Source organism: Bradyrhizobium sp. UFLA05-89, from assembly GCF_059803475.1.
The window spans coordinates 102453-126119 of the sequence record NZ_JBANBA010000011.1; the positions used below are offsets into that span (position 1 = coordinate 102453).

21 protein-coding genes are annotated in these 23667 nt (G+C 65.9%); 11 read left to right on the plus strand and 10 right to left on the minus strand.

Features of this window, described 5'->3' with window-relative positions:
• The first annotated feature begins 108 nt into the window (after window positions 1-108).
• From SO139_RS08775 to SO139_RS08790, 4 genes are all read left to right on the plus strand, one after another.
• Window positions 109-696: a PadR family transcriptional regulator gene (locus SO139_RS08775; protein WP_449379135.1), complete on the plus strand. Its 588-nt coding sequence runs from the start codon at window positions 109-111 to the stop codon at window positions 694-696.
• A 434-nt stretch (window positions 697-1130) separates the two neighbouring features.
• Complete coding sequence (locus tag SO139_RS08780) at window positions 1131-4529, plus strand: tetratricopeptide repeat protein (RefSeq protein WP_498539949.1); 3399 nt, start codon at window positions 1131-1133, stop codon at window positions 4527-4529.
• Window positions 4530-4746: 217 nt separating this feature from the next.
• Window positions 4747-5664 (plus strand): sulfite exporter TauE/SafE family protein, encoded by a 918-nt coding sequence (locus SO139_RS08785; protein WP_449379133.1) that lies wholly within the window; start codon window positions 4747-4749, stop codon window positions 5662-5664.
• Window positions 5664-6434, plus strand: a complete 771-nt coding sequence (locus SO139_RS08790; RefSeq protein WP_449379221.1) for a TIGR02186 family protein — start codon at window positions 5664-5666, stop codon at window positions 6432-6434. Before SO139_RS08785 ends, SO139_RS08790 begins: the two co-directional genes overlap by 1 nt.
• Before the next feature lie 145 nt (window positions 6435-6579).
• Here the strand turns inward: SO139_RS08790 and SO139_RS08795 are convergent, their stop codons facing one another.
• Entirely contained in the window at window positions 6580-7353 is a 774-nt protein-coding gene (locus SO139_RS08795) for an MBL fold metallo-hydrolase (RefSeq protein ID WP_449379132.1), read from the minus strand.
• 12 nt (window positions 7354-7365) lie between these two features.
• Window positions 7366-8292 carry a DMT family transporter gene (locus SO139_RS08800; protein WP_449379131.1) on the minus strand — a complete coding sequence of 309 codons (927 nt, stop codon included), beginning with the start codon at window positions 8290-8292 and terminating at the stop codon, window positions 7366-7368.
• 96 nt (window positions 8293-8388) lie between these two features.
• On the opposite strand from SO139_RS08800, the gene SO139_RS08805 reads away from it, so the two are divergent.
• Window positions 8389-9252: a LysR family transcriptional regulator gene (locus SO139_RS08805; protein WP_449379220.1), complete on the plus strand. Its 864-nt coding sequence runs from the start codon at window positions 8389-8391 to the stop codon at window positions 9250-9252.
• Between the two features lie 11 nt (window positions 9253-9263).
• Here the strand turns inward: SO139_RS08805 and SO139_RS08810 are convergent, their stop codons facing one another.
• The 6 genes from SO139_RS08810 to SO139_RS08835 form a co-directional block, all read right to left on the minus strand.
• On the minus strand, window positions 9264-9413 hold the full coding sequence (locus SO139_RS08810; protein WP_449379130.1) for a hypothetical protein: 150 nt from the start codon (window positions 9411-9413) through the stop codon (window positions 9264-9266).
• 32 nt (window positions 9414-9445) lie between these two features.
• Window positions 9446-9670, minus strand: a complete 225-nt coding sequence (locus SO139_RS08815; protein ID WP_449379129.1) for a hypothetical protein — start codon at window positions 9668-9670, stop codon at window positions 9446-9448.
• A 10-nt stretch (window positions 9671-9680) separates the two neighbouring features.
• Window positions 9681-10379: a ligase-associated DNA damage response endonuclease PdeM gene (gene pdeM / locus SO139_RS08820; protein ID WP_449379128.1), complete on the minus strand. Its 699-nt coding sequence runs from the start codon at window positions 10377-10379 to the stop codon at window positions 9681-9683.
• Window positions 10380-10502: 123 nt separating this feature from the next.
• Window positions 10503-13112, minus strand: coding sequence for a ligase-associated DNA damage response DEXH box helicase (locus SO139_RS08825; RefSeq protein WP_498539950.1), 2610 nt, complete (start codon window positions 13110-13112; stop codon window positions 10503-10505).
• Window positions 13113-13304: 192 nt separating this feature from the next.
• Complete coding sequence (locus tag SO139_RS08830; RefSeq protein WP_449379126.1) at window positions 13305-14534, minus strand: ABC transporter substrate-binding protein; 1230 nt, start codon at window positions 14532-14534, stop codon at window positions 13305-13307.
• A gap of 107 nt (window positions 14535-14641) precedes the next feature.
• On the minus strand, window positions 14642-15568 hold the full coding sequence (locus tag SO139_RS08835; RefSeq protein WP_449379125.1) for a class I SAM-dependent DNA methyltransferase: 927 nt from the start codon (window positions 15566-15568) through the stop codon (window positions 14642-14644).
• Window positions 15569-15700: 132 nt separating this feature from the next.
• On the opposite strand from SO139_RS08835, the gene SO139_RS08840 reads away from it, so the two are divergent.
• The 5 genes from SO139_RS08840 to SO139_RS08860 all read left to right on the plus strand — a co-directional run bounded on the left by SO139_RS08840 (window position 15701) and on the right by SO139_RS08860 (window position 21218).
• Window positions 15701-16738, plus strand: a complete 1038-nt coding sequence (locus SO139_RS08840) for a ligase-associated DNA damage response exonuclease (protein ID WP_449379219.1) — start codon at window positions 15701-15703, stop codon at window positions 16736-16738.
• A complete protein-coding gene (locus SO139_RS08845; RefSeq protein ID WP_498539951.1) occupies window positions 16735-18396 on the plus strand; it encodes an ATP-dependent DNA ligase in 1662 nt (553 codons plus the stop codon). Before SO139_RS08840 ends, SO139_RS08845 begins: the two co-directional genes overlap by 4 nt.
• A gap of 358 nt (window positions 18397-18754) precedes the next feature.
• On the plus strand, window positions 18755-19060 hold the full coding sequence (locus SO139_RS08850; protein ID WP_027521471.1) for a DUF6460 domain-containing protein: 306 nt from the start codon (window positions 18755-18757) through the stop codon (window positions 19058-19060).
• Between the two features lie 96 nt (window positions 19061-19156).
• Window positions 19157-19891 (plus strand): MBL fold metallo-hydrolase, encoded by a 735-nt coding sequence (locus SO139_RS08855; RefSeq protein WP_449379123.1) that lies wholly within the window; start codon window positions 19157-19159, stop codon window positions 19889-19891.
• A 1-nt stretch (window position 19892) separates the two neighbouring features.
• Entirely contained in the window at window positions 19893-21218 is a 1326-nt protein-coding gene (locus tag SO139_RS08860; RefSeq protein ID WP_449379122.1) for an MATE family efflux transporter, read from the plus strand.
• Window positions 21219-21310: 92 nt separating this feature from the next.
• Here the strand turns inward: SO139_RS08860 and SO139_RS08865 are convergent, their stop codons facing one another.
• Together SO139_RS08865 and SO139_RS08870 are read right to left on the minus strand one after the other, a co-directional pair.
• The gene (locus SO139_RS08865; protein ID WP_449379121.1) at window positions 21311-22408 is read right to left on the minus strand and encodes a quinone-dependent dihydroorotate dehydrogenase; all 1098 of its coding nucleotides are present in this window, start codon (window positions 22406-22408) and stop codon (window positions 21311-21313) included.
• A complete protein-coding gene (locus SO139_RS08870; protein WP_449379120.1) occupies window positions 22405-22749 on the minus strand; it encodes a DUF952 domain-containing protein in 345 nt (114 codons plus the stop codon). Before SO139_RS08870 ends, SO139_RS08865 begins: the two co-directional genes overlap by 4 nt.
• Window positions 22750-22936: 187 nt before the next feature.
• On the opposite strand from SO139_RS08870, the gene SO139_RS08875 reads away from it, so the two are divergent.
• Complete coding sequence (locus SO139_RS08875) at window positions 22937-23587, plus strand: S24 family peptidase (RefSeq protein ID WP_449379119.1); 651 nt, start codon at window positions 22937-22939, stop codon at window positions 23585-23587.
• Window positions 23588-23667: the final 80 nt, after the last annotated feature.

The following is a 23667-nucleotide window of genomic DNA, read 5'->3' on the forward strand; positions in this document are numbered from 1 at the left end:
CGATGTCGGCTGGGCAAACCGGCTCTCGGCATATGCACATTGACGCATATGCGCCAATATGCATAAAGTCAAGTCAATTGCTCGGGACCTCTTAAAGGAGCCGGTGTCATGGCGCTGGGCGACGCAATCCTCGCATGCCTGACGGAACGTCCGATGACGGGCTACGAGCTCGCCAAGACGTTCGACTCCTCGATCGGCTTCTTCTGGAAGGCCGATCACCAGCAGATCTATCGCGAGCTCTCCAAGCTGCGCGACCGCGGCTACATCCAGGGCCGCGAGGTCGTACAATCCGGCAAGCCCAACAAGCTGGTTTATACGCTCACCGAAGAGGGACGAACAGCGCTGCGGCACTGGGCCGCGCGGCCGAGCACACCGCCCTCGATCAAGGACGATCTTCTGGTCCGCCTCCATGCGCTGGACAGCATCGAGATCGAGCCCCTGCGCACCGATCTGATGGCGCGCCTGGAGCACCACCGCGACCGCCACGCCAACTACGAGCGCATCCTGAAGAAGCGCTTCCCGGACGGAGAGGCGTCGGGTGTGCTCGACCTCGGCAATTTGCTGCTGCTCCGCCTCGGCGCGCGGCACGAGCAGATGGTGGCCGACTTCTGCGAGGAGGCGCTCGAGGCGCTGTCGACCATGAACGCGCGCGGGACCGTGGTGCCGATCGACGACGGCAAGCGCGAGAAGGGCTGAGTAAAAGCATAACGCGACGGCTAGACCGGTAGATGGGGTAACGGGCTCCCGAGAGGCAAGGCCGGCGCCACCCGCTCCGCCGTCATCGCCCGGCTCGACCGGGCGATCCAGTACTCCGAGACGATCATGATTGAATCGATAGGCCGCGGCGTACTGGATGCCCCGGTCGAGCCGGGGCATGACACCGTGAATGTGGCGACGGGGCGGTCCACAATGAAACCACCCAAGTTCTATCGGTATTCGCCCAGCTTGCCCCCCGCGCCCAACTTTAAGACAGCGACGACGGCTTCCTTAACCCGTTATTTACCGTAACAGAGAAAAGTCAGTTTTTGAGGCAGACGACCCGCGCCGAATGGAATTGTCTCTACAACTGGGACGCGCGGGAAAGCTGGAGGCATCGGGTGGGGTGCCGAAGTCGGAACCGGACAGAAGTCATGAATTCGCGCGTATCGTGGAGTGTTGACGGCATCGATCCATCCGTCAGGGAGCGCGCCGAGGCCGCTGCGCGCCGTGCCGGCATGTCACTCAACGATTGGCTGAACTCCACCCTCGGCGACACCGCCCCGCCGAACTTCCCCGGACCTTACGAGCAGCGTCCGCAGGCCCCACACCCGGCATCGAGTCAGGAAAGCCGCGACGTCGCCGACATCCACCAGCGGCTCGACGCGATCACCCAGCAGATCGAACGCATCTCAAAGCCCGCGCCGCGCCAGGACGCTTCGCGCGAACAGGGCGTCGCGCGGCAGCTGAACGACGCGATCTCGCGACTGGACGCGCGGCTGTCGCAGATCTCGCGGCCACAGGCGCAGGCGCCGCGGCCTGCACCGGTCGAGACCCGGCAGCGCCAGGCCGAGCTGGTCGAGCGCGCGGCAGCGCAGGTCTATCGCAATTCGCCGCCGCTCAGCCCCGCCTCGCTCGACGTTGCGGTGGCCGAAATCACCGCGCGACAGAACGAGCTCGACAGCTTTGCGCCCCGGCAGATGCCGCCGCGCGCGGCGCCCTCGATTGCACCCGCCGCGCCGATGGCTCCCGCCATGTTGTCTCCCTTGGCGGCTCCGATGTCTCCGCCCCTGGCGCCCGCTGCCCCCGTCTACGCGCCGCCGCCTCCGCAGCCGAGCGCCGATTTCTCCGCGCTCGAACGGCATCTGCTCAAGATCACGAGCCAGATCGAGGCGCTGCAGCGCCCCGATCACATCGAGCAGTCGATCACCGCGTTCCGCAACGAGCTTGCGGAGATTCGCCACGCCATCACCGAGGCGATGCCGCGCCGCGCGATCGAATCGATCGAGAACGAGATTCGCTCCCTGCATCGTCGCATCGACGAGACGCGCACCTCCAGCACCGACGGCCAGGCGCTCGCCGGCGTCGAGCACGCGCTGTCCGAGATCAAGCAGGTGCTGCGCACACTGACGCCGGCCGAGCAGCTCACCGGCTATGACGAGGCGATCCGCAATCTCGGCGGCAAGCTCGACCTGATCCTGCGCGCCAACGACGATCCCGGCACGGTGCAGCAGCTCGAAGGCGCGATCTCGGCGCTGCGCGGCATCGTGTCCAACGTCGCCTCCAACGAGGCGCTGGCACGGCTGTCCGAGGACGTGCAGCTGCTGTCGTCCAAGGTCGACCAGATCACGCGCCCCTCCGCCCCCAGCAGCGACGGTTTTGCGGTGCTGGAGCAGCGCATCGCCGCGCTCACCGCGGCGCTGGAGACACGCGAGCGGCCTGCGCCGTCCGAAAGCACCGAGCATCTGGAAAACGCAATCCGCGGGCTATCCGATCGCTTCGACCGCATGCAGGTCGGCGGCGACTCCGCCTCCACCTTCGCGCATCTCGAGCAGCGCGTGTCGTATCTGCTGGAGCGGATCGAGGCTGCGTCCGATCCGCGCAACGGCAATTTGAGCCGCGTCGAAGACGGCCTGCACGACATCTTGCGGCATCTGGAGCGGCAGCAGGCGACCTACGCCGCGCTGGCCGAGAGCCGCAGCTCGGCCCCGGCCTCCGATTCCGGTGTGATCGATCTCGTCAAGCGCGAGCTCTCCGACATCCGCTTCAGCCAGGCCGAGACCAACCGCCACACGCAGGACTCGCTCGAAGCCGTGCACAGCACGCTCGGCCATGTCGTCGATCGTCTCTCGATGATCGAGGGCGATCTGCGCGCAGTGCGCAGCGCGCCACCTCAGGCCGCGCCGCAGGCCTTCGCAGCACCGACGATGCCGGCCGAACCGGCGCGCAGCGAGATGCCGCAGCAGTCGCCCAAAGCCGACCTCAAGCCCGATCTGCCCAATCCGGCCGCGGCGCAGGCGGCCTTCGTCGCAGCACCGCGCGAATTCCACGCCGCAACGCCGGTCGCTCCGCCGCCGGTGCCGGCGGCACCGCCGGTTCCGCCGCGCGCGATCAGCGAAATCCTCGAGCCGCATGCCGCGCCTGCGCGCGCCGCAATCGCGCCCGAGTTGCCGCCGGATCATCCGCTGGAGCCGGGCACGCGGCCGAGCGGACGCGCCGCCACGCCGTCGGAGCGCATTGCCGCGTCCGAAAGCGCGATCAGCGACATCCCCGCCCCTCCGAAGGAGCCGGTGTCGTCGTCGAGCTTCATCGCCGCCGCACGCCGGGCCGCACAGGCCGCAGCCGCGCAGCCCGAGAAGCCCGCCCGTGGCGGCAAGGCTGGCGCGGGCGGCGCCACCAAGGACAAGAAGGAAGGCTCGACCATCACCTCGAAGATCCGCTCGCTGTTGGTCGGCGCGAGCGTGGTCGTGATCGTGCTCGGCACCTTCAAGATGGCGATGAACCTGCTCGAAGGCGGCGGCAGCGCCCCGCCGGTGCCGACGATGGAGAGTCCCGCAAGCGCGCCCGCACAGCAAGCGCCTGCGCCCGCCGAGAACAGCGCCAAACCCGCGGTACCCGAGCAGGTCACGCCGTCGATGACCTCGCCGACCCCGCTCGGCCGGCAATCCCTGAACAATGCCGCTCCCGTCAGCTCCGGCAACGCCGCATCGGCCGAGATCCCGCCCCCACCAGCGGTGACTGCGCCGTCGCCCGCCGCAGGCAATAGCGACATCACCGGCGCGATCCCGATGACGCCGTCGCGCGCGCGGTTCGGCACCGTCCAGGTGCCGCCAAGCGAGCGGCTGGCCGACGGCATCGGCGGTCCGGTGCTGCGCGCCGCCGCGATGAAAGGCGATGCGACCGCGGCCTATGAGATCGGCCTGCGCTTTGCCGAAGGTAAAGGCGTGGCTGCGAATTACGAGGAAGCCGTCAAATGGTATGACCGCGCGGCGCAGGCCGGCGTGGTGCCCGCGACCTTCCGGCTCGGCACGCTCTATGAGAAGGGCCTGGGCGTGAAGAAGGACGCCGACATCGCCCGCCGCTACTACACGCAGGCTGCCGAGCGCGGCAACGCCAAGGCCATGCACAATCTCGCAGTGCTCGACGCCGACGGCGGCGGACGCGGCCCCAATTACAAGAGCGCGTCGCTGTGGTTCCGCAAGGCCGCCGATCGCGGTGTCGCCGACAGCCAGTACAATCTCGGCATCCTCTATGCCCGTGGCATCGGCGTCGAACAGAACCTTGCCGAATCCTACAAATGGTTCAGCCTCGCCGCTGCGCAGGGCGATGCCGATGCGGTGACCAAGCGCGACGATGTTGCCAAGCGCCTCGACCCGCAGTCGCTCGCCGCCGCCAAGCTCGCGATCCAGACCTTCAGCGCCGAGCCGCAGCCCGACGATGCCGTCAACGTCGCGGCGCCTGCCGGCGGCTGGGACAGCGCCCCGGCGCAGGCCAGCACCAGGCCCGCGCCCAAGCCCGTCGCGGTCAAGCGCCAGGCCTTGCTCGCGCATTAGGACATCCGAACACAGGTGCCGTCCACCTCTCCCCAGCGGGGAGAGGTGATCCGAGTCCTTGGCTCGCACCGATTCAACCAAACTAAGCACGATCGTTCACCACGCCCAAAATTCCTTGTCCCGCCGCGCGCCAAATTCGGTTATTGAGGGACGCGGCAATCGTTCCGCCTTCCCGCGAGCATTCCGCAGTCCGATCCGTCTCGCCGGAACGCGCCCGATGCAGCTTTACCTCCCTATCGCTGATCTTCCGGTCAATGTGTTCCTGGTGCTCGCGATGGGCGCTGCGGTCGGTTTCGTCTCGGGCATGTTCGGAATCGGCGGTGGATTCTTGATGACGCCGCTTCTGATCTTCATCGGCATTGCGCCCGCGGTCGCGGTCGCCTCTGTCGCGAGCCACATCGCGGCTTCGTCCTTTTCCGGCGCGATCTCCTATTGGCGGCGACGTGCGATCGACCCGGCGCTCGCGACCGTTCTCTTATGCGGCGGCGTGACGGGCACCGCGCTGGGGGTGTGGACCTTCACCCAGCTGCGCGCGCTCGGCCAGCTCGACCTGATGATCGCGCTGTCCTACGTGGTGCTGCTCACGACAGTGGGCAGCCTGATGTTCTCGGAAGGCCTGCGCGCGATGATGCGGACGCGGCGCGGCGCCGTGCCGCTGCGGCGCACGCACAACTGGATCCACGGCCTGCCGCTAAAGATGCGCTTCAAGCGCTCGAAGATCTATCTGTCGGTGATCCCCGTCGTCGTGGTCGGCATCATCATCGGCTTCATCGGCGCCATCATGGGCATCGGCGGCGGCTTCATCCTGGTGCCGATCATGATCTATCTGTTGCGGGTGCCGACCTCGACGGTGATCGGCACGTCGATGATCCTGACGCTGGTCACCATGCTGTTCGCGACCATGCTGCATGCGGTGACCAATCATCTCGTCGATGCCGTGCTGGCGCTGATCCTGATGGTCGGCGGCGTCACCGGCGCGCAGTTCGGCGCGCGCGCCGGGCAGAAGATCCGCGGCGAGCAGTTGCGGCTGCTGCTGGGCCTGCTCATCCTCGCCGTGGGCTTGCGCTTTGCTGTCGAGCTCGTGCTCCGTCCCGAAGACCTCTTCACCATCCGCGAGATCGGGGTGACGGGATGATCGCGCGCGCAATCATCGCAACTCTCCTCATGCTGCTGCTCTGCAGTGCCGCGCGCGCCGAGCGGCTGATCGTATCGGTCTCCAACCACCGCGTCACCGTGACGCCGAACTATTCCGGCGAGGAGCTGGTGCTGTTCGGCTCGGTGGAGAGGGATGCGGCGACGCCTGCCAATCGCAACGCCTACGATCTCGTCGTCACCGTGCTGGGCCCGCGCGCCGACATGGTGACGCGGCGCAAGGAACGAAAGTTTGGCATCTGGATCAACACCGACTACCGGCAATTCTTGCAGGTGCCGAGCTATCTCGCGCTGTTCGCCAATCGCCCCTTCGACCAGATCACCTCGCCCGAGATCGCGCGGCGCCAGCAGATCGGACTCAACAACGTGCTGCTGACCCAGCGCGTCGGCACCGACTATGCCGACGTGGTGCCGGACGACGCGTTCCGCAGCGCCTTCATCCGCTTGCGCACGCAACGCGGGCTCTACCGCGAGGATCCGTCCGCGGTGACGTTCCTGACGCCGACGCTGTTCCGCACCGGCATTCCGCTGCCTGCCGAAGTGCCGATCGGGACCTATGAGGTCGAGATCAAGCTGTTCGCGAACGGCGCGCTCGTGACCAAGACCGAGACGGCGTTCGAGATCGTCAAGGTCGGCTTCGAGCAGTTCGTCGCCACCAGTGCCCGGCAGAACGGATTCATCTACGGCCTCGTCACCGCCGCCCTGGCGCTGATGTGCGGCTGGTCCGCGTCGATCGTGTTCAGGAAGGATTGAGGCGGGCTACGCTCTCTCCGCTCGTCGTCGCCCGGCTTGACCGGGCGACCCAGTATTCCAGAGGCCAGCATTGGCGACCTCGCTCTCGCAACAACGGCCGCGGAGTACTGGATGCCCCGCCTTCCCGGGGCATGACAGCTAAGGGCTAAGGCGCCTCGATCACCGTCGGCACGCCGGGCTCCAGCAGGCGCAGGCGCGGGCCGAAGCCGAGGACGTCGAAGGTCTTGCGCAAATCCTCGCCGTTCTGGCGGAAATGCGCCCAGCCTTCGGTATGGAGGGGCACGATCACCGCATCGGGAAACGCGCGCGCGGTCTCGATGGTGTCGTTGGTGTCCATGGTGAGATGGAACGGACCGCGCGTCTGCGCGGCGCCGGCAAACGGCAGCACCACGCCGCAATCGAAACGGCGCGCCACTTCCGCAACGCCATCGAACCAGGTGGTGTCGCCGCTGATATAGATCGAGCGGCTGTCCTTGTTGCTGGAGGACACGACGAAGCCGATGACGTCACCCGACAGCGGCTCGATGCCGGCCGGACCGTGGCGCGCCGGCGTCGCGGTGATGGTCAGCGTGTTGCCGTCGCGATCCCTCACTTGCGTCGTGTCCCAGGGCGCAAGGCCTTCGATGTGACCGCCGAGCCGTCTTGCGCCGGCTTCCGTCGTCAGCACGCGTTTCATCTTGAAGAGAAGCTCGCGGCCGGAATTGTCGAGATTGTCGGAATGCTGGTCATGGCTGAGCAGGACCGCATCGACCGGGCCGATCGCTTCGGCTTTTACGGCTGGCCCGATCGTCTTCTCCAGCTTCACATGCGGCAGTTGATAGGCGCCGGGACCATCGAAGGTCGGATCGGTGAGGAGCCGAAAGCCGTCGATCTCGATCAGCGCGGTCGGGCCGCCGATCAGGGTGATTGAAATGGGCATGACGGACTCCTGTTACGCGGCGGACTTGATCGCGACGGTTGGGGCGGGGCGCGTCACGAGATAAATGCCGATCGCCACCGGAAGGATCCCGAGCAGATCGCGCGCCTCGACATGCTCCCCGAGCACGAGGAACGCGAACAGCATGCCGAGCGGCGGCATCAGGAAATGATATGCACTCGCCGCGGTCGCGCCACACACTTTCAGGAGATGGAACCAGAGCAGATAAGCGAGGATCGAGCTACCGAGCACCAGGAAGGCGAAGGCGCCGATGAGGCCGGGCGTGTACTGGATCGCGTGGACATCCGCGAACGTTAGCGCGATCGGCGTGAGCACGATCCCGGCTGCCATGTTCTGGATGCCGTTGCCGATCCACAAGCTCCCCTTCGGCGCAAACAGCTTGAACAAAATGGTGCCAGCGACGATGGAGGCGAGCGAGGCCAGCGTGAAGACGATGCCGTGCGCGCTGTCGGTGCCGTCCGCGAGGCGATGCCAGACGATGAAGGTCACCCCGACGACGCCGAGCAGCAGACCGCTCGCCTTGCGCCAGGTCATGCCCTCGCCGAGCAGCAGCGCGGCAAACGCTGCCGTGAACACCGGATTGGCCGACACGATCAATCCGCCAAGGCCGGCGGAGACCGATTGCAGGCCGGTGTAGCCGAGCCCGAGATAGAGCGCGTTGTTGGCGATGCCGAGCACGGCGAACATTGCAACGTCACGCCAGGTCATCTCCCACGCGTCGCGGCGCAGCGCCGAGATGCCGAGGATCAGAATGCCGGCGAGCGAAAAGCGCGCCGCGAGCAGGATCAGCGGCGGGCAGTCGGTGACGCCGATCTTGCCGGCGACGAAGGCAAAGCTCCAGAGCAGGCAGAACAGGCCGATGTAGAGCGGCAGCGGATTGAAACGGGTGCGGGGGACGGCGATCGAGGGGGCGAGCGACATGCGAATTCTCCTGAGCCCTCGATCTAGGGGCGCCCCTTGTCATTTGGAAATTAAATGATTAACTTCAGGCTAGTGGATTTATGAATGGAGGCGGCGATGCTCGATCTGGAGCTCTTGCGCAGCTTCGTCTCGGTGGTCGATGCCGGCGGCTTCACCCGCGCGAGCGAGCGCGTCCATCGCACGCAGTCGACGGTCAGCCAGCAGATCAAGCGGTTGGAAGAGGACGTCGGCCAGATGCTGCTGCACCGTGACGGCAAGGACGTGCGGCCGACGGAAGCCGGCGAGCGGCTGCTCTCCTACGCACGGCGGCTGTTATCGCTCGCCGAGGAGGCGCGCGACGTGCTCAGCCAGCCGGGCAGCGAAGGCGCGATCCGGCTCGGCATCCCCGAGGATTTTGCCGCCTATCGGCTGGCGAAACTGCTCGGCACGTTCTCGCGCTCGCATCCCGGCCTGCGGCTGGATGTACGGGCGGACCAGAGCAAGAACCTGGCCCGCGACCTCGAACGCGGCGAGCTCGATCTGGCGCTGTTCAAGCGCGAGGCGGGCGAGAAGGGTGCGATCGCGGTGTGGCCGGAGCGGGTGCATTGGGTGACCAGCAAGAGCCATCCGATTCAAGCCGATGTGTCATCGGTGCCGCTGATCGGCTTTCCACTCGGCTGCCTCTACCGCGCCGGCGCCATCCACGCGCTGGAAAGCGCCGGCCGGCCCTGGCACATGGCCTATACGTCATCGAGCCTCGCCGGCATCCAGGCCGCGGTCGCCGCGGGCATGGGGCTGAGCATCTTGTCGGAGATGGCGATCCAGTCCGATCATCGCGTGCTGACCGCCAAGGACGGCTTTGCACCGATCAACAGGACGGAAGTGGCGCTGATGGCGGCACCGGGCGCGAGCCCGGCGACGTTGCGGCTTGCGGATCGGCTCGCGGAGTTCTGCGATACGGTGCAGGCGAAGGCGGCTTAGCGAGCCGACGGCTACGTGTGTTCGACCAAAGCTTCTTTGGCCAGCACCCAGCCAGAGAGGCCATACGACGAACTTAGAATGAAGCCTTTGACGTCCTTTGCCGCGAGCACCTGCGCCGCAGCAGCCAAATCGGCCGCCCACGGCCCTGGGGCGCCCGCCATACGATAGGACTCCGCGATCGCGGAGCCATACTCTACCAACACCTACTCAATGAAAACACCGCCAGTGAGAAGATGATGTTTTCGAATGCATCGTCCTCGAACTGGTATCCCTCGACACCATTAAAAACGATGGTGCGGGGGCGCTGTTCGCGCTTTGCAGCGTCTCTAGGATCTGGCCTCGTGTGGAGTTTGATCTGGCGGGTTTCGCAGTTCACCTCGTACGAAACGACGAAATCATCATGAAGAGACGGCAGCATAGTCGTTTCCTCAACAACACCGCGACGCTGCAATCGCATGGACGCGATTGTCGCCGAGGAGATGCGCGGTGAAGTGCCGCGCGCCGAACACGCGCGCGAATGCTTCATCGCGGATGCTGAGGCCACCGGCATAGGCGCCGAAGGCCGGCATCACGGCCCGCATCCCGTCCGAGGCAAAGCACCGTCGCTCCATCGAGCGGCCGCGCGCGGTGACGCGCGCCTTGGGATGGAGATGGCCGGCGATCTCGCCCTGCGCGCCGGTCGGCTCGTGGCGGAAAATGATCGGGCCGATCGCGACTTCGTCGGCAACGGTGCCGCCGAGATCGCGCGGCAGCGCCGGGTCGTGATTGCCTGAAATCCAGATCCAGTCGCGGCCAGTCTGGAGCGAGGTCATGGCGTCGCGATCCCCGTTCGACAGCCGCTCATGCGCGGAGCGATCATGAAAGCTGTCGCCGAGCGCAATCACGACCTGCGGATCGTGCCGCGCGATCACGGCCGCCAGCCGACCGAGCGTCGCGACCGTGTCATAAGGCGGCAGCAGCACGCCCCGCGTGGCGAAGCTCGAGCCTTTTTCCAGATGCAGGTCGGAGACGACGAGCAGGCGCTGCACAGCCCAAAACAATGCGCCGGAGAGATCGGCGACGAGGGACACACCCGCAACGTCGATAGTGCGCGTTGAAGTAATCGAAATGGCCACCTGCTCCGTCATGGCCGGGCTCGTCCCGGCCATCCACGTCCTTGCGGACGCGAGAAAGCCGTGGATGCCCGGGTCAAGCCCGGGCATGACGATGTGGGAAGAGCGGTGCCCCAAAGATTCATTCGCGCTGACAGTCTACGACATCGCCTCTTTGACGAGCTCGTCGGCGGCCTCCGCCAAAAGCTCGTCTGCAGCTTCGCCATAAACTGACTCGCGGCCGATTTCCAGCATCACGGGAACGGCGAGCGGGGAGACGTGGTCGAGTTCCCGGTGCGTGACGCGGCCGTGGATGCGCGCGAGCATGTCCCCCAGCCGTCGCAGGTCGAGCAGGCCCGTTGCGGCATCGGCGCGCGCGGCGCGCAGCAGCACGTGATCGGCCTGGTGCTTGCGCAGGACGTCGTAGACGAGGTCGGTCGAGAACAGCACCTGCCGCCGGCTCTTGTCCTCATCCGTGAAACGGCGCTCGATCAGGCCTGAGATCAGCGCGCAATTGCGGAACATGCGCTTCATCAGCGCGGACTCGGCGAGCCAGGCCTCGAGGTCGTCGCCCAGCATATCAGGATCAAACAACGCGTTGAGATCAAGCCGGCCATTGCGGATCATGAAGGAAGCATCACCCAGCCCCCAGATCGCAACCGCATATTCATTGGCCACGAAACCGAGCGGCCGGGCGCGAGCGCGCTCCAACCGGCGCGTCAGCAGCATGCCGAGCGTCTGATGCGCGAGCCGCCCCTCGAAGGGATAGCAGATCAGGTAATGCTTGTTGCCGCGCGGAAAAGTTTCGACCAGCAGCTCGCGCACCGCCGGCACGCGGGAAACATCCTTTTGCAGCGACAGCCAGTCGCGCACCTGCTCCGGCAGGGCACCCCACGCGCGCTTGTCATCCAGCAGCCGGCGCACGCGCTCGGCCAGATAGGTCGAGAGCGGAAACTTGCCGCCCATATAGGACGGCACCTTTGGATCGGCGTCATGTGCGCGGGAGACGTAGGCCTGATCCTCGGCCAGCGCCTCGTAGCGCACCACCTCGCCGCCGAACACGAAGGTATCGCCGGGGCTGAGGCCCTCGATGAAATATTCCTCGATCTCGCCGAGCACTCGGCCGCCGCGCGCGATCGCGCCGGTCGAACCGCTACCAGTGGAGCGCGAGCGCACCAGCCGCACCTTGAGCATCGGCTCCTCGACGATAGTGCCGACGTTGAGGCGATAGCTCTGCCGCACTTTTGGATTGGCGACGCGCCAGCGGCCCTGCTTGTCCCGCTTGATGCGCGCGAAGCGCTCATAGGTCTTCAGCGCATAGCCGCCGGTAGCGACGAAATCGACGACGTCGTCGAAATCCTGCCGCGAGAGGTCTGCGTAAGGCGCGGCGGTGCGCACCTCGTCGTAGAGTTCGTCAGTGAGAAACGGCTCGCCGCAGGCGCAGCCGAGCACGTGCTGGGCGAGCACGTCGAGCGCGCCGATGCGCAAGGGCGGGGTATCCTGCGCATTCTCGGCGATCGCATCGATCGCGGCGCGGCACTCCAGCACCTCGAACCGGTTGGCCGGCACCAGCACCGCGCGCGAAGCTTCATCGAGGCGGTGATTGGCGCGGCCGATGCGCTGCATCAGGCGCGAGCAGCCTTTGGGTGCGCCGATGTTGATGACGAGGTCGACGTCGCCCCAGTCGACGCCGAGATCGAGCGACGAGGTGCAGACCACGCCGCGCAGTTTTCCCGCCGACATCGCGTCCTCGACCTTGCGACGCTGCGCGACGTCGAGCGAGCCGTGATGCAGCGCGATCGCAAGGCCGTCGTCGTTCATGCGCCAGAGATCCTGGAACAGCATCTCGGCCTGGCTGCGGGTGTTGACGAAGACGAGCGTCGTCTTGTTCGCCTTGATCAGCTCGTAGACCTCGGCCAGCGCGTGACGCGCGGTGTGGCCGGCCCAGGGCAGGCGCTCATTTGTATCCAACATCTCCACGATCGGCGCCGCGGCTCCGCCGGCCATGACGATATCGGCAGCGGCCGCCTTGCCGCCCGGCTGCGGCATGAGGAATCGCGCCAACGAGTCCGGCTCTGCCACGGTCGCCGACAGGCCGATCATGCGCATGTCGGGCGCGAGCCGCCACAGCCGTGCAAGCCCGAGCGAGAGCAGATCGCCGCGCTTGGAGGTGACGAGCGCATGCAGCTCGTCGAGCACCACGCGCCTCAGCGATGAGAACAGGAACGGCGCGTCGTCGGAGGACAGCAGCAGCGCAAGCTGCTCGGGCGTGGTGAGCAGGATGTCCGGCGGATAGCGCCGTTGGCGCTGCCGCCGCGACACCGGCGTGTCGCCGGTGCGGGTCTCGACCTTGATCGGGAGTCCCATCTCCGCAATCGGCCGCTCCAGATTGCGCGCGATGTCGACGGCGAGCGCTTTCAGCGGCGAGATGTAGAGGGTGTGGAGGCCGCCGGCGCGCTGAACGGCGCGGCCGGTGGAGATCAGCTTGTGTTTGTCGTCGGCACGCAGCGGTGTCCGTGGCCACCCCCCTCCCCGCGCTCCAAGGGGGGACGGAGAGGACAGCTCCACCAGCGTCGGCAAAAATCCAGCCAGCGTCTTGCCGGCGCCGGTCGGCGCGATCAGCAGCGCGGAGCGACCCTCACGGGCCTTTTCCAAGAGCGCCAATTGATGCGCGCGCGGCGACCAGCCGCGGGCCGCGAACCATGTCTGGAAGCGGTCGGGCAACAGCGCGGCCGGCTCGGCCAATGCGGTGAGGATACGGGACGGCACGGCGGTAGAGGTAAGCCGTGGGAGCGGGTTCGTCGAGGGTAACCGAGCGATTTGGCTGGTGCCGGCAGCTTCGTAGGGTGGGCAAAGCGAAGCGTGCCCACCTCTTCTGTTGCAATCACGGTGGGATGGTGGGCACGGCGCAAGGGCGCCTTTGCCCACCCACGGCTCCTCGTCGAGAGGTAGGCGCCTCCGCTATTCCGTCACCGGCTTGTCGGAAACCTGCCAATCCTTGCCGTTGAAGATCGAGATGAACAGCGTCTTCATCGGCGTGTAGTCATCGGGCGTGTAGCTGAAGTCCACGCCGTCGAGGAAGAACGGCGAATGGAAACCCTTGAGGTTCGCGGCCTGCTTGAGCACGTTTTCGCGCGTCAGCTCGTCGCCGCAGCGGCGCAGGATCTCGCCCATGCTTACCGCCTGGCCGTAACCGGCATAGGCGATGGTGTTATCGGGATCGACGTTCGGCAGATAATTCTTGCGCAGCGTATCGAATGCAATGACGTCCTTGTCGTTCTCCCAGGGGCCGGGGCCGGCGTCCTTGGAATAGCGGATCGCGACGATGCCGTTGGCGTTCTCGAAGCCGGCAGCACTCAGGATCGACTTGCCGGTCGAGCCCGCCGAAAGCAATTGCAGCGGCTTCCAGCCGAGCTCGGCGGCTTTGCGGATCGACTGCGACGACGCCTTGCCGGTCGAGATGTTGTAGAAGACGTCGGCACCCGACTTCGAGAGGTTAATGAGCTGGGAATCGATGGTCGGATCGGTCAGGTCGTAGGTCTGCTCCAGGAGCACCTGCGCGGTGCCGCCGGCATCCGCCAGCACCTTCTTGAAGGGCCCGAGGAAGTCCCGACCGAAATCATCGTTCTGGTAGAGGATGCCGATCCTGGCATTCGGCTTCACGCTGATGACGTGCTTGGCGAGAATGCGCGCTTCGGTCGGATAGAGCGGCAGGCCCGCCATCGTCCATTTGAATTCCTTCGGGTTGTTCCATTTCGACGCGCCGGTGTTGAGCAGGAGCTGCGGCACGCCCTTGGAATTGAGATATTTGTGCACGGCGGTCTGCGGCGCGGTGCCGAGCGAGCCGTAGAGCGCGAGCACCTCCTCCTGCTCGACGAGCCTGCGCGTCGCCTCGACGCATTTCGGCGCGCTGTAGGCATCGTCCATGGTGAGGAATTTTACCTTGCGCCCGTTGATGCCGCCCTTCTCGTTCAGCATCTGGAAATAGGCTTCGCCGACGCGACCCAGCACGCCATAGAGCGAGCCGGGGCCGGAATGCGGCACGGTCTGACCAATCTTGATCTCGGTGTCGCTGGCGCCCGCATCATATTTCTTCTCGGCGGCCCAGACATAGGGCGCGGGCAAAGTCGAGGCTGCGATGGTGGCAAATGCGCCGGCGCCGAAATCACGCCGCGATGGATTTTTTGTCATTGGCGTTGTCTCCCTGATGCCGCGCATTGTGCTGACATCAGGATGCGCATCGCAAGTAGGAAAGCGGCGCTTTGCCGCTCAATTTGCCGCAGCGCCAGCGCCTAGACTCAAGTTTTCTCTGCGACGACGACGAGGCCGCGGACCGGCTCGTTGTTCTCGTTACGCGGCGAGGCCGGCTCCAGCGTCAGCAGCCTGAAGCCTGCCTTCGCGAGAGCGCCGCGCACATATTCCGCGGCATGGGCATAGCGCAGGCCCTCGCCCAGGACGACGCCGCTGCCGTCATGAGTCTCGAGCGTGAAGCCGAGCGTGCCGCCGGCCGCGAGGACGCGTCGCGCTTCGATCAGCACCGGTGCGAGATCGGACAGATATACAAACGCATCCGCAGCCACGACCAGATTCGCGCTCGCGTCCGGTTTGCTGCGCAGGCCGTCGATCATGTCGGCGACTTCCAACTCGGCGTAGAGACCGGTGGCGCGCGCCTCCTTGATCATGCCCGGGGACAGATCGATGCCGATGAAATGGTCAACCTGCTTGGCGAAGGCACTGGCCGCAAGGCCCGTGCCGCAGCCGAGATCGATCGCGCGCTTGAAGAAGGCCGGCTTCTTCGCTGCGACGCGCGCGGCCAGCACCGCCTTGAAGATCAGCGCTGGGGCGCGATAGCCGAGATCGTTGATCAACGCATGCTCGAAGCGCGGCGCGTACTGGTCGAACAGCGCCTGCACATAGGCTTTCGGCATTTCCGCCATCTGTGCGTCGCCGAGCCGCATCAGATGCAGGCCGGCGCCATGCTGGTCCTCGGGATCGGATCGCAGCGCTTCTCGGAATGCCGCGATCGCCTTGTCACGCTCGCCGAGCTGCTGACGGATTTCGCCGAGCGTGAACCAGGCCGATGTAAAATTCGGCGCGAGCTCGATCGCCTGCTCGAACAGGTCGGCCGCGGCCGGTAAATCGCCCTTGAGCTGGAGGTCGCGCGCGAACTCGAAACGGCGGTCGGCCATCAGATCGCCGGAGGACAGGAAGAGGCGGAGGGGCATGGAACTCGGCTCGTCATTGCCGGGTCTGATCCGGCAATCCATCAAAAAAGGAAGTGTTTAAGAAGATGGCTGCGCGGGTCAAGCCCGCGCATGACGGGTGAATTTCCGGGCTCGCGCTACCATATGACGCCCATGCGCCCGCAAGACATCCTGTTGCCAACTGCTGCCGGCCTGTGCTGCAAGCCGGGCGGTTTCCATATCGATCCTGTCCGCCCCGTCGAGCGCGCCGTGATCACCCACGGTCATTCCGACCATGCGCGTGCCGGCCACGGCGCCGTGCTGGCGACGCAGGAGACGCTGGACATGATGCGCCTGCGCTACGGCGAGAATTTTGCCGGCACGACGCAGGCGATCCGCTATGGCGAGGAAATCCGGCTCGGCGACGTCAAGGTGAAGTTTCACCCCGCGGGCCATGTGCTGGGCTCGGCGCAGATCGCGGTGACCTGCAAGGACACCTGCATCGTCGCCTCCGGCGACTACAAGGACGCGCCGGATCCGACCTGCGCGCCGTTCGAGCTCGTGCCCTGCGATATCTTCATCACCGAGGCAACGTTCGGGCTGCCAGTGTTTCGCCATGGCGACGCGGCGGACGAGGTTGCGAGGCTGCTCGCCTCGGTCGCGCTGTTTCCGGAGCGCGCGCATCTCGTCGGCGCCTATTCACTCGGCAAGGCGCAGCGCGTCATCGCGTTGCTGCGCGGGGCCGGATACGACGCGCCAATCTACCTGCATGGCGCGATGGAGACGATCACGCAGTATTATCAGAGCCGCGGCATCGAGCTCGGCGAGCTGCGGCCGGCGAAGGGCATGAAGAAGGCGGCTCTCGCCGGCACCATCACGCTGGCGCCGCCGTCGGCCACCTCGGATCTCTGGACCCGGCGCTTTCCCGATCCGGTCACCGCCTTCGCCTCGGGCTGGATGCGGGTCCGTGCACGGGCGCGGCAGCGCGGCGTCGAACTGCCGCTAGTGATTTCCGACCACGCCGATTGGGACGGCCTCACCGCGACGATCGCGGCCACCGGCGCCGGCGAGATCTGGGTCACCCACGGCCAGGAAGACGCGCTGGTGCATTGGTGCAAGAGCAAAGGATTGCGGGCGCGGCCGCTCGATCTCGTCGGCTATGGCGATGAGGAGGAGACCGAGACGCCGATTGCAAGCGAGGCCGAGGCATGAACCGCTTCGCCGAATTGCTGGACCGCCTCGCCTACGAGCCCGGCCGCAACAACAAGCTGCGGCTGATCACCGGCTATTTTCGCGAGGTCGGCGACCCCGACCGCGGCTATGCGCTGGCCGCGCTGACCGGCGCGCTGAGCTTCAAGCACGCCAAGCCGGGATTGATCCGCGACCTGATTGCGGCGCGCACGGACGAGGTGCTGTTCGGGCTGTCGTATGATTACGTCGGCGATCTCTCGGAGACGGTCGCGCTGATGTGGCCCAAGAGCGAACTGGCTGGTCACAACAACCCGCCGCCACCAACCCTCACCGACGTGGTCACCACGCTGCGCACGCTCGGCAAGACCGAGCTGCCGGGCCAGCTTGCGCGCTGGCTCGACGAGCTCGACGAGACCGGCCGTTGGGCGCTGTTAAAACTCGTCACCGGCGCGCTTCGCATCGGCATCTCCGCGCGTCTGGCAAAAACCGCGGCTGCCGCACTCGGTGACAAGGACCCGCATGAGATCGAGCTGATCTGGCCCGGCCTCGCCCCGCCCTATCTCGATCTGTTCGCCTGGCTCGAGGGCCGCGCCGAAAAACCCGTCAACCGCGATCCCGCGCCATTCCGCCCGGTGATGCTGGCGCATGCGATCGAGGACTCAGATTTCCAAAGCCTCGATCCTGCCGACTACATCGCCGAATGGAAATGGGATGGCATCCGAGTGCAGGCGGTCGCAGGCCGCGACGATCGTGGGCACATCACGGCGCGGCTCTATTCGCGCACCGGCGAGGACATCACGGGGAGCTTTCCGGACCTCGTGCCGTCACTGCATCTGCCCGGCGCGATCGACGGCGAGCTGCTGGTCGTGCGCGACGGCCGCGTGCAGAGCTTCAACGTCCTCCAGCAGCGGCTCAACCGCAAGGTCGTGTCGCCGAAGCTAATCAAGGAATTTCCAATTCACCTGCGCGCCTACGATCTGCTCGGCGACGACGAGAACGATTTGCGCGAGCTGCCCTTTGCCGAGCGGCGCATGCATCTCGAAACGTTCATCAGGAAGCTCGGCGATACCAGGATCGACCTGTCGCCAACGGTCGCGTTCGCGAGCTGGGACGCGCTCACCGCCGCACGCGCCGATCCCGCAAGCGCCGGTGCCGGCGAGGACGCCGAGGCCGTCGAAGGCGTGATGCTGAAGCGGCGCGATGCGCCTTATCTGCCGGGACGGCCGAAGGGACAGTGGTGGAAGTGGAAGCGCGATCCCCACATCATCGACGCCGTCTTGATGTATGCGCAGCGCGGCCACGGCAAGCGCTCGTCCTATTATTCCGACTACACCTTTGGCGTCTGGACCCAAGGCGAAGCCGGCGACGAGCTGGTGCCGGTCGGCAAGGCCTATTTCGGCTTCACCGACGAGGAGCTGCTCCAGATCGACCGCTTCGTCCGCCGCAACACCACGGAAAAGTTCGGTCCCGTGCGCCATGTCGTGCACGAGCCCGACAAGGGGCTGGTGCTGGAGGTCGCCTTCGAAGGATTGCAGCGCTCGCCGCGGCACAAGTCCGGCGTCGCCATGCGCTTTCCCCGCATCAGCCGCCTGCGCTGGGACAAGCCGCCGCGCGAGGCCGATCGGCTGGACGCGCTGGAAAAGCTGCTGAAGGCCGAGGTGGCCGAAGCCGAGGCATAGCCGGGGAAAGTGGTCCCGCCGCCGGCCAGCGCAAAGCCGGCGAGCATATATGCACAGAACCCGCAATCGGCCCCGGCGGCGGTCCCAGAACTTGCACGATGCCGGCATCGACATCGCGCCGCGCTCTTATGGGGCGGACGCAGTGGGATGAGAATTGATGGGCGTTCACACCCCCATGAAGATGCGCATTTACCTTACCGCTGTTGCTTTCCCGCGACGCGCCGGGTGGCATCCAAGGTCGGCGCGCCCGCAGTTTGCCTGATATTAAAATCCGGTAAGCCGATTGACGGGGGAACGCGGGTTCCCCATCTGCCTCGCCGTGCCCTATAATGGGGTTCGAATCCGCAGGAGTTTTTAGATGGCCAACGACGTCAGAGATTTGCCGGCCGGCCACAGCGATGGCCTGAACCGCTTTCTCGGCGGCTCGCCGCTGGCGGTCGCATTCCGCCTGATCCTGCTCTCGATCCTGGTCGGCGTCGTGCTGGCCGCGATCGGCTTCGACCCCTGGAACATCATCCATAGCATTCGCCTCTTGTTCCAGCGGCTGTGGGACCTCGGCTTCGACGCGGTCAACTGGCTGTGGCGCTACTTCCTGCTTGGCGCCGTCATCGTGATCCCGGTGTGGTTCCTGTCGCGTCTGTTCGGCGCGCCGCGCGGCCGATAAGGCATTCTTGAGCATGATCTTGTCGGAATACCGCTTCACACTTTGCGCTGACGCGGCCCTTTGGGTCCGGATCATGCTTTAGGGAGTGCGCAGCCGATGCAATTGCGCTTCGTCGGCTGCGGTGACGCGTTTGGCTCGGGCGGCAGGTGCAACACCTGCTTCCACGTCACCGGACGCGAGGTCAATTTCCTGATCGATTGCGGTGCCTCCTCCCTGCCGGCCTTGAAGCGGCTCGAGATCGATCGTGATGCGATCGACCTGATCCTGATCACGCACTTCCACGGCGATCATTTTGCCGGCCTGCCGTTCTTTCTGCTCGACGCGCAGTTCTCGAAAAGGACGCGGCCACTGGTGATTGCCGGCCCGCAGGGGATCGAGATGCGGCTCGCGCAGGTGATGGAAGCGCTGTTCGAGCACTCATCGAAGACGAAGCCTCGCTTCGAGCTGTCCGTCGTTGCGCTCTCACCCGGCGAGAGCCGCAGCTTCGGTGGCGTAACGGTGACGCCCTATCCCGTCGTGCATGGCGAGTCCGGCGGACCATTTCTCGGCTATCGCATCGCGACTGAAGACCGTGTTCTCGCCTACAGCAGCGACACCGAATGGACGGAGACGCTCATTCCGCTGGCGCATGGCGCGGACCTTTTCATCACCGAGGCCTACATGTACGAGAAGGTGGTCAAGAACCATCTCAGCCTGAAAACCTTGGAACAGCATCTGCCCGAGATCGGCGCCAAACGGCTTGTCCTCACCCATATGAGCGACGACGTGCTGTCGCGCCTTGACGACGTGCCGCATCTCGCGGCGGAGGACGGCATGGTGCTCGTGTTCTGACATGCACGCACCGGTCCACCCCAAGGTTACCACACGGCAAGTGTTCGCCATCGCAGGTCCCGCGATGGTCGCTAACCTCACCACGCCGCTGATCGGCGTGGTCTCGACCACGGCGATTGGACGGCTCGATGATGCCGCCCTACTCGGCGGCGTCGCCATGGCCTCGGTGATCTTCGACTGCCTGTTCTGGCTGTTCGGCTTCTTGCGCATGAGCACACTCGCCTTCACCGCGCAGGCGCTCGGCGCCGGCGAGACTCGCGAGCTGACCGCGATCCTGGTGCGCGGCTTCATCGTCGCGGGCCTGATCGGAGTTGCCCTGATCGCGCTGCAGCTGCCGCTGACCTCCGTGCTGTTCGACCTCATGGGCGGCAGCGAAGGCGTGACGCGCGCCGCCAAGACCTATTTCATGATCCGGATCTGGTCGTCGCCGTTTGCTTTCGCCAACTATGTCATTCTCGGCTGGCTGGTAGGGCAGGCCCGCGCCAATCCGGCACTCGCGCTCCAGGTCGTCATCAACCTCATCAACATGGTGGCGACGATCCTGCTGGTGCTGGTCTATGACACCGGCATTGCCGGCGCGGCGATCGCCGCGCTGCTGTCAGAGACGATTGGCTTTATCCTGGGCGTGGTCGTCTGCCGACGCTGTGCGGACGGCGGCTTTGCCGTTCCCCGCGCTCGCCTGTTCGACCGGACCAAGCTGATGCGGATGCTGGCGGTAAACTCCGACATCATGATCCGCACCGCGGCGCTGATCGCCGTGTTCCTGTTCTTCACAGCCAAGGGCGCGCGGGCCGGCGACGTCACGTTGGCCGCGAACTCCGTGCTCAACAATTTCCTGCTGGTCAGCGCCTTCTTCCTCGACGGCCTCGCCAACGCCGCACAGCAGCTCTGCGGCCGCACCTTTGGCGCCCGCGACGCCAAGGGCTTTGCCGATTCGACCCGGCTGGTGCTGCTGTGGGGACTCGGCTTCGCGCTGGTGGTCGCGGTGCTGTTCGCGCGGCTTGGCCCGGTGCTGATCGATTTCATGACGGCGAGCGAGGACGTCCGCCGCGCCGCGCGCGACTTCCTGCCGTTCATCGTGCTTGCACCCATACCCGGCGTGTTCGCCTTCGGCTTCGACGGCATTTATGTCGGCGCGACCTGGGCACGCGAGATGCGCAATCTGATGCTGGCCTCGCTCGGAATTTTTCTGGGCACGTGGTGGGCGCTGCAGGCGTTCGGAAATGCCGGCCTGTGGACCGCGCTGCTCGGCTTCTACGTCGCGCGCGGCGGGCTGCAGGGCCTGCGTTATCCGGCGCTGTTCAAGGCGACGTTTTCAAAGCCGTAACCCCGGATGGAGCGCAGCGAAATCCGGATATTGCTACCACGCGGACAGATCCCGGATTGCGCTGCGCTCGATCCGGGCTTCGGGGCCTCCAGCTACATCCCCGGCCAATCCTCGGCCGTGAGCGTGGCGGCGTCGGCGCCGACGATCTCGGACAGCGAATCGCGCCCCGTGCGCAGCAGTGTGGAGGTCAGATCGCGCTTGATCTCGTCGACGAGGCCGAGGCCCTTGTAGACCAGTGACGAATAGAGCTGGATCAGGCTCGCGCCGGCGCGGATTTTTGTCAGCGCCGCGCCGCCGGAATCCACGCCCCCGACGCCAATCAGCGGGAACGCGCCTTCGACGCGCACATAGGTCTCCGCGACCATGCGCGTCGACAAGCGAAACAGCGGCCGGCCGGAGAGGCCGCCCTGCTCCTTGGCGCGCATCTGCTCGCGCAGCGTGCTCGGCCGCGCGATCGTCGTGTTCGACACGATCATGCCGTCGACCTTGCGCGCGCGGGCGACCTGCACGACGTCGTCGAGCTGGGCGAGGCTCAGATCCGGCGCGATCTTGAGCAGCACCGGCGTGTCACCGGCCTTCTCGCGCACCCGCTCGCGCGCGTCGATCACATGCGCGAGGAGATCGTCGAGCAGCGCGCCCTCCTGGAGATTGCGCAGGCCCGGCGTGTTGGGCGAGGAGACGTTGACGGTGAAATAGCTCGCGACCGGCGCGAAGGTCTCGATCAGCTTGACGTAATCGGCGACGCGATCGGGCGAGTCCTTGTTGGCGCCGACATTGACGCCGACGATGCCGCCGTTCTCCGCGCGCGCGGCGAGCCGCCGCAGCACGATAGCCGCGCCATCATTGTTGAAGCCCATGCGGTTGATGACGGCTTCATCGCGCTCCAGGCGAAGCAGCCGCGGCCGCGGATTGCCGCTCTGCGGGCGCGGCGTCACCGAGCCGATCTCGACGAAGCCGAAGCCGAGCCGCAGTAGCGCATCCGGCACTTCCGCGCTCTTGTCGAAGCCCGCCGCCATGCCGATCGGATTGGGAAAATTCAGGCCGAAGGCCCGCACCGCCAGTTTCGGATCATCGGCGCGCGGCTTGGTCGGCGGCAGAAAACGCAGGCCCTGGATCGCCAGGCGATGCGCATCCTCCGGATCGAGCCAGCGCAGGACCGGCAGCGAGAAAGCATCGAACGCGCGGATCACGGGGCAAGCTCCGGAATGTCGTGATTGCCGTCGGAGCGGATCTCGAGATTGATGATCGAGATCACCGCGCCGAGATCGAGCTCGCCATACAGATGCGGAAACAGCTCGTCGTTGCGCGAGCGCTCCCAGCGCAGGGCGTCACCGAGCGCATCGCCGTCGACCTCGACGAGGAACAGCGCACGTTGCCCGAAGAAATGCTTTCGCGCGGTCTCGGGAACCTGGGCGGCGGTCGAGAAATGGATGAAGCCATCGCGCGCGTCATCCGCGCTGCCTTGGTACACACCCCGCCGCTCGGCCTCCCGCCAGGCCGAAGCGGCACAAATTTTATAGATCTTGACCACCTGTTGCGGTGTCCTGCTCGTGCTTGCTCGTTGAGTCTCTTGGGGTTTTCGCTCCCAAGGGTCCAAAACCCGGGCGCGACCGTAAAGGCCACAACTTTCGAACTCAAGACTTGCCTGCCGCCTCTTGCACCGAAAACGGAAAACCGGTTGATTTGAGGCTAGTTTTCCTAGGCGGGCCGGATCGAGGATGATCAGACAGGCCAAAGCGCAGAGGATGCTGACTCACGAGCAGATCTGGGGTGCCCTGGATCGGCTTGCGGCGCGCGCCGGGCTGTCGCCATCGGGGCTTGCCAAGCGGGCGGGGCTCGATCCTACCACCTTCAACAAGTCCAAGCGCGTGACCTCCGACGGCCGGGAACGCTGGCCCTCGACCGAATCGATCGCAAAAGCGCTCGCGGCGGCCGGGTCCTCGATCGAGACCTTCGTGCAGCTGATCGGCGACGGCGCACGCGACGGCCGCTCGGTTCCACTGCTCGGCTTCGCGCAGGCCGCGACAAGCGATCATTTCGACGAGCAAGGCCTTCCCTCCGGCAAGGGCTGGAGCGAAGTCGCGCTGCCCTTGGCGGAGGACGATCACAGCTTTGCGCTGGAGATTGCCGGCGATGCGCTCGCGCCCTATCGCGACGGCGACGTCATCCTGGTGTCGCCGGGCACGCCAATCCGCAAGGGCGACCGCGTGGTCGTGAAGACCCGGGCCGGCGAGATGCTGGTGAAGGCGCTGAAGCGCCGGACGGCGAAGTTGCTCGAATTGCAGTCACTCGATGCCGGGCAGGACGAGCGCACGGTCGCGGTGGCCGATGTCGCGTGGATCGCAAGGATCGTATGGGCGAGCCAGTGAGGGGGCGGGAGCGCTCCGCTGTCATTCCCCGCGGAAACCGAAAGCGGGGAATCCAGTACGCCGCAGCTTCTCCGTATCCC

What these genes read in the sequence shown, in the direction of transcription:
- SO139_RS08775 (WP_449379135.1), top strand. Translation starts at nt 109, where the DNA reads ATGGCGCTGGGCGACGCAATCCTCGCATGCCTGACGGAACGTCCGATG.
- SO139_RS08780 (WP_498539949.1), top strand. Translation starts at nt 1,131, where the DNA reads ATGAATTCGCGCGTATCGTGGAGTGTTGACGGCATCGATCCATCCGTC.
- SO139_RS08785 (WP_449379133.1), top strand. Translation starts at nt 4,747, where the DNA reads ATGCAGCTTTACCTCCCTATCGCTGATCTTCCGGTCAATGTGTTCCTG.
- SO139_RS08795 (WP_449379132.1), bottom strand. Translation starts at nt 7,353, where the DNA reads ATGCCCATTTCAATCACCCTGATCGGCGGCCCGACCGCGCTGATCGAG.
- SO139_RS08800 (WP_449379131.1), bottom strand. Translation starts at nt 8,292, where the DNA reads ATGTCGCTCGCCCCCTCGATCGCCGTCCCCCGCACCCGTTTCAATCCG.
- SO139_RS08805 (WP_449379220.1), top strand. Translation starts at nt 8,389, where the DNA reads ATGCTCGATCTGGAGCTCTTGCGCAGCTTCGTCTCGGTGGTCGATGCC.
- SO139_RS08810 (WP_449379130.1), bottom strand. Translation starts at nt 9,413, where the DNA reads ATGGCGGGCGCCCCAGGGCCGTGGGCGGCCGATTTGGCTGCTGCGGCG.
- SO139_RS08815 (WP_449379129.1), bottom strand. Translation starts at nt 9,670, where the DNA reads ATGCTGCCGTCTCTTCATGATGATTTCGTCGTTTCGTACGAGGTGAAC.
- pdeM (WP_449379128.1), bottom strand. Translation starts at nt 10,379, where the DNA reads ATGACGGAGCAGGTGGCCATTTCGATTACTTCAACGCGCACTATCGAC.
- SO139_RS08830 (WP_449379126.1), bottom strand. Translation starts at nt 14,534, where the DNA reads ATGACAAAAAATCCATCGCGGCGTGATTTCGGCGCCGGCGCATTTGCC.
- SO139_RS08835 (WP_449379125.1), bottom strand. Translation starts at nt 15,568, where the DNA reads ATGCCCCTCCGCCTCTTCCTGTCCTCCGGCGATCTGATGGCCGACCGC.
- SO139_RS08840 (WP_449379219.1), top strand. Translation starts at nt 15,701, where the DNA reads ATGCGCCCGCAAGACATCCTGTTGCCAACTGCTGCCGGCCTGTGCTGC.
- SO139_RS08845 (WP_498539951.1), top strand. Translation starts at nt 16,735, where the DNA reads ATGAACCGCTTCGCCGAATTGCTGGACCGCCTCGCCTACGAGCCCGGC.
- SO139_RS08850 (WP_027521471.1), top strand. Translation starts at nt 18,755, where the DNA reads ATGGCCAACGACGTCAGAGATTTGCCGGCCGGCCACAGCGATGGCCTG.
- SO139_RS08855 (WP_449379123.1), top strand. Translation starts at nt 19,157, where the DNA reads ATGCAATTGCGCTTCGTCGGCTGCGGTGACGCGTTTGGCTCGGGCGGC.
- SO139_RS08860 (WP_449379122.1), top strand. Translation starts at nt 19,893, where the DNA reads ATGCACGCACCGGTCCACCCCAAGGTTACCACACGGCAAGTGTTCGCC.
- SO139_RS08875 (WP_449379119.1), top strand. Translation starts at nt 22,937, where the DNA reads ATGATCAGACAGGCCAAAGCGCAGAGGATGCTGACTCACGAGCAGATC.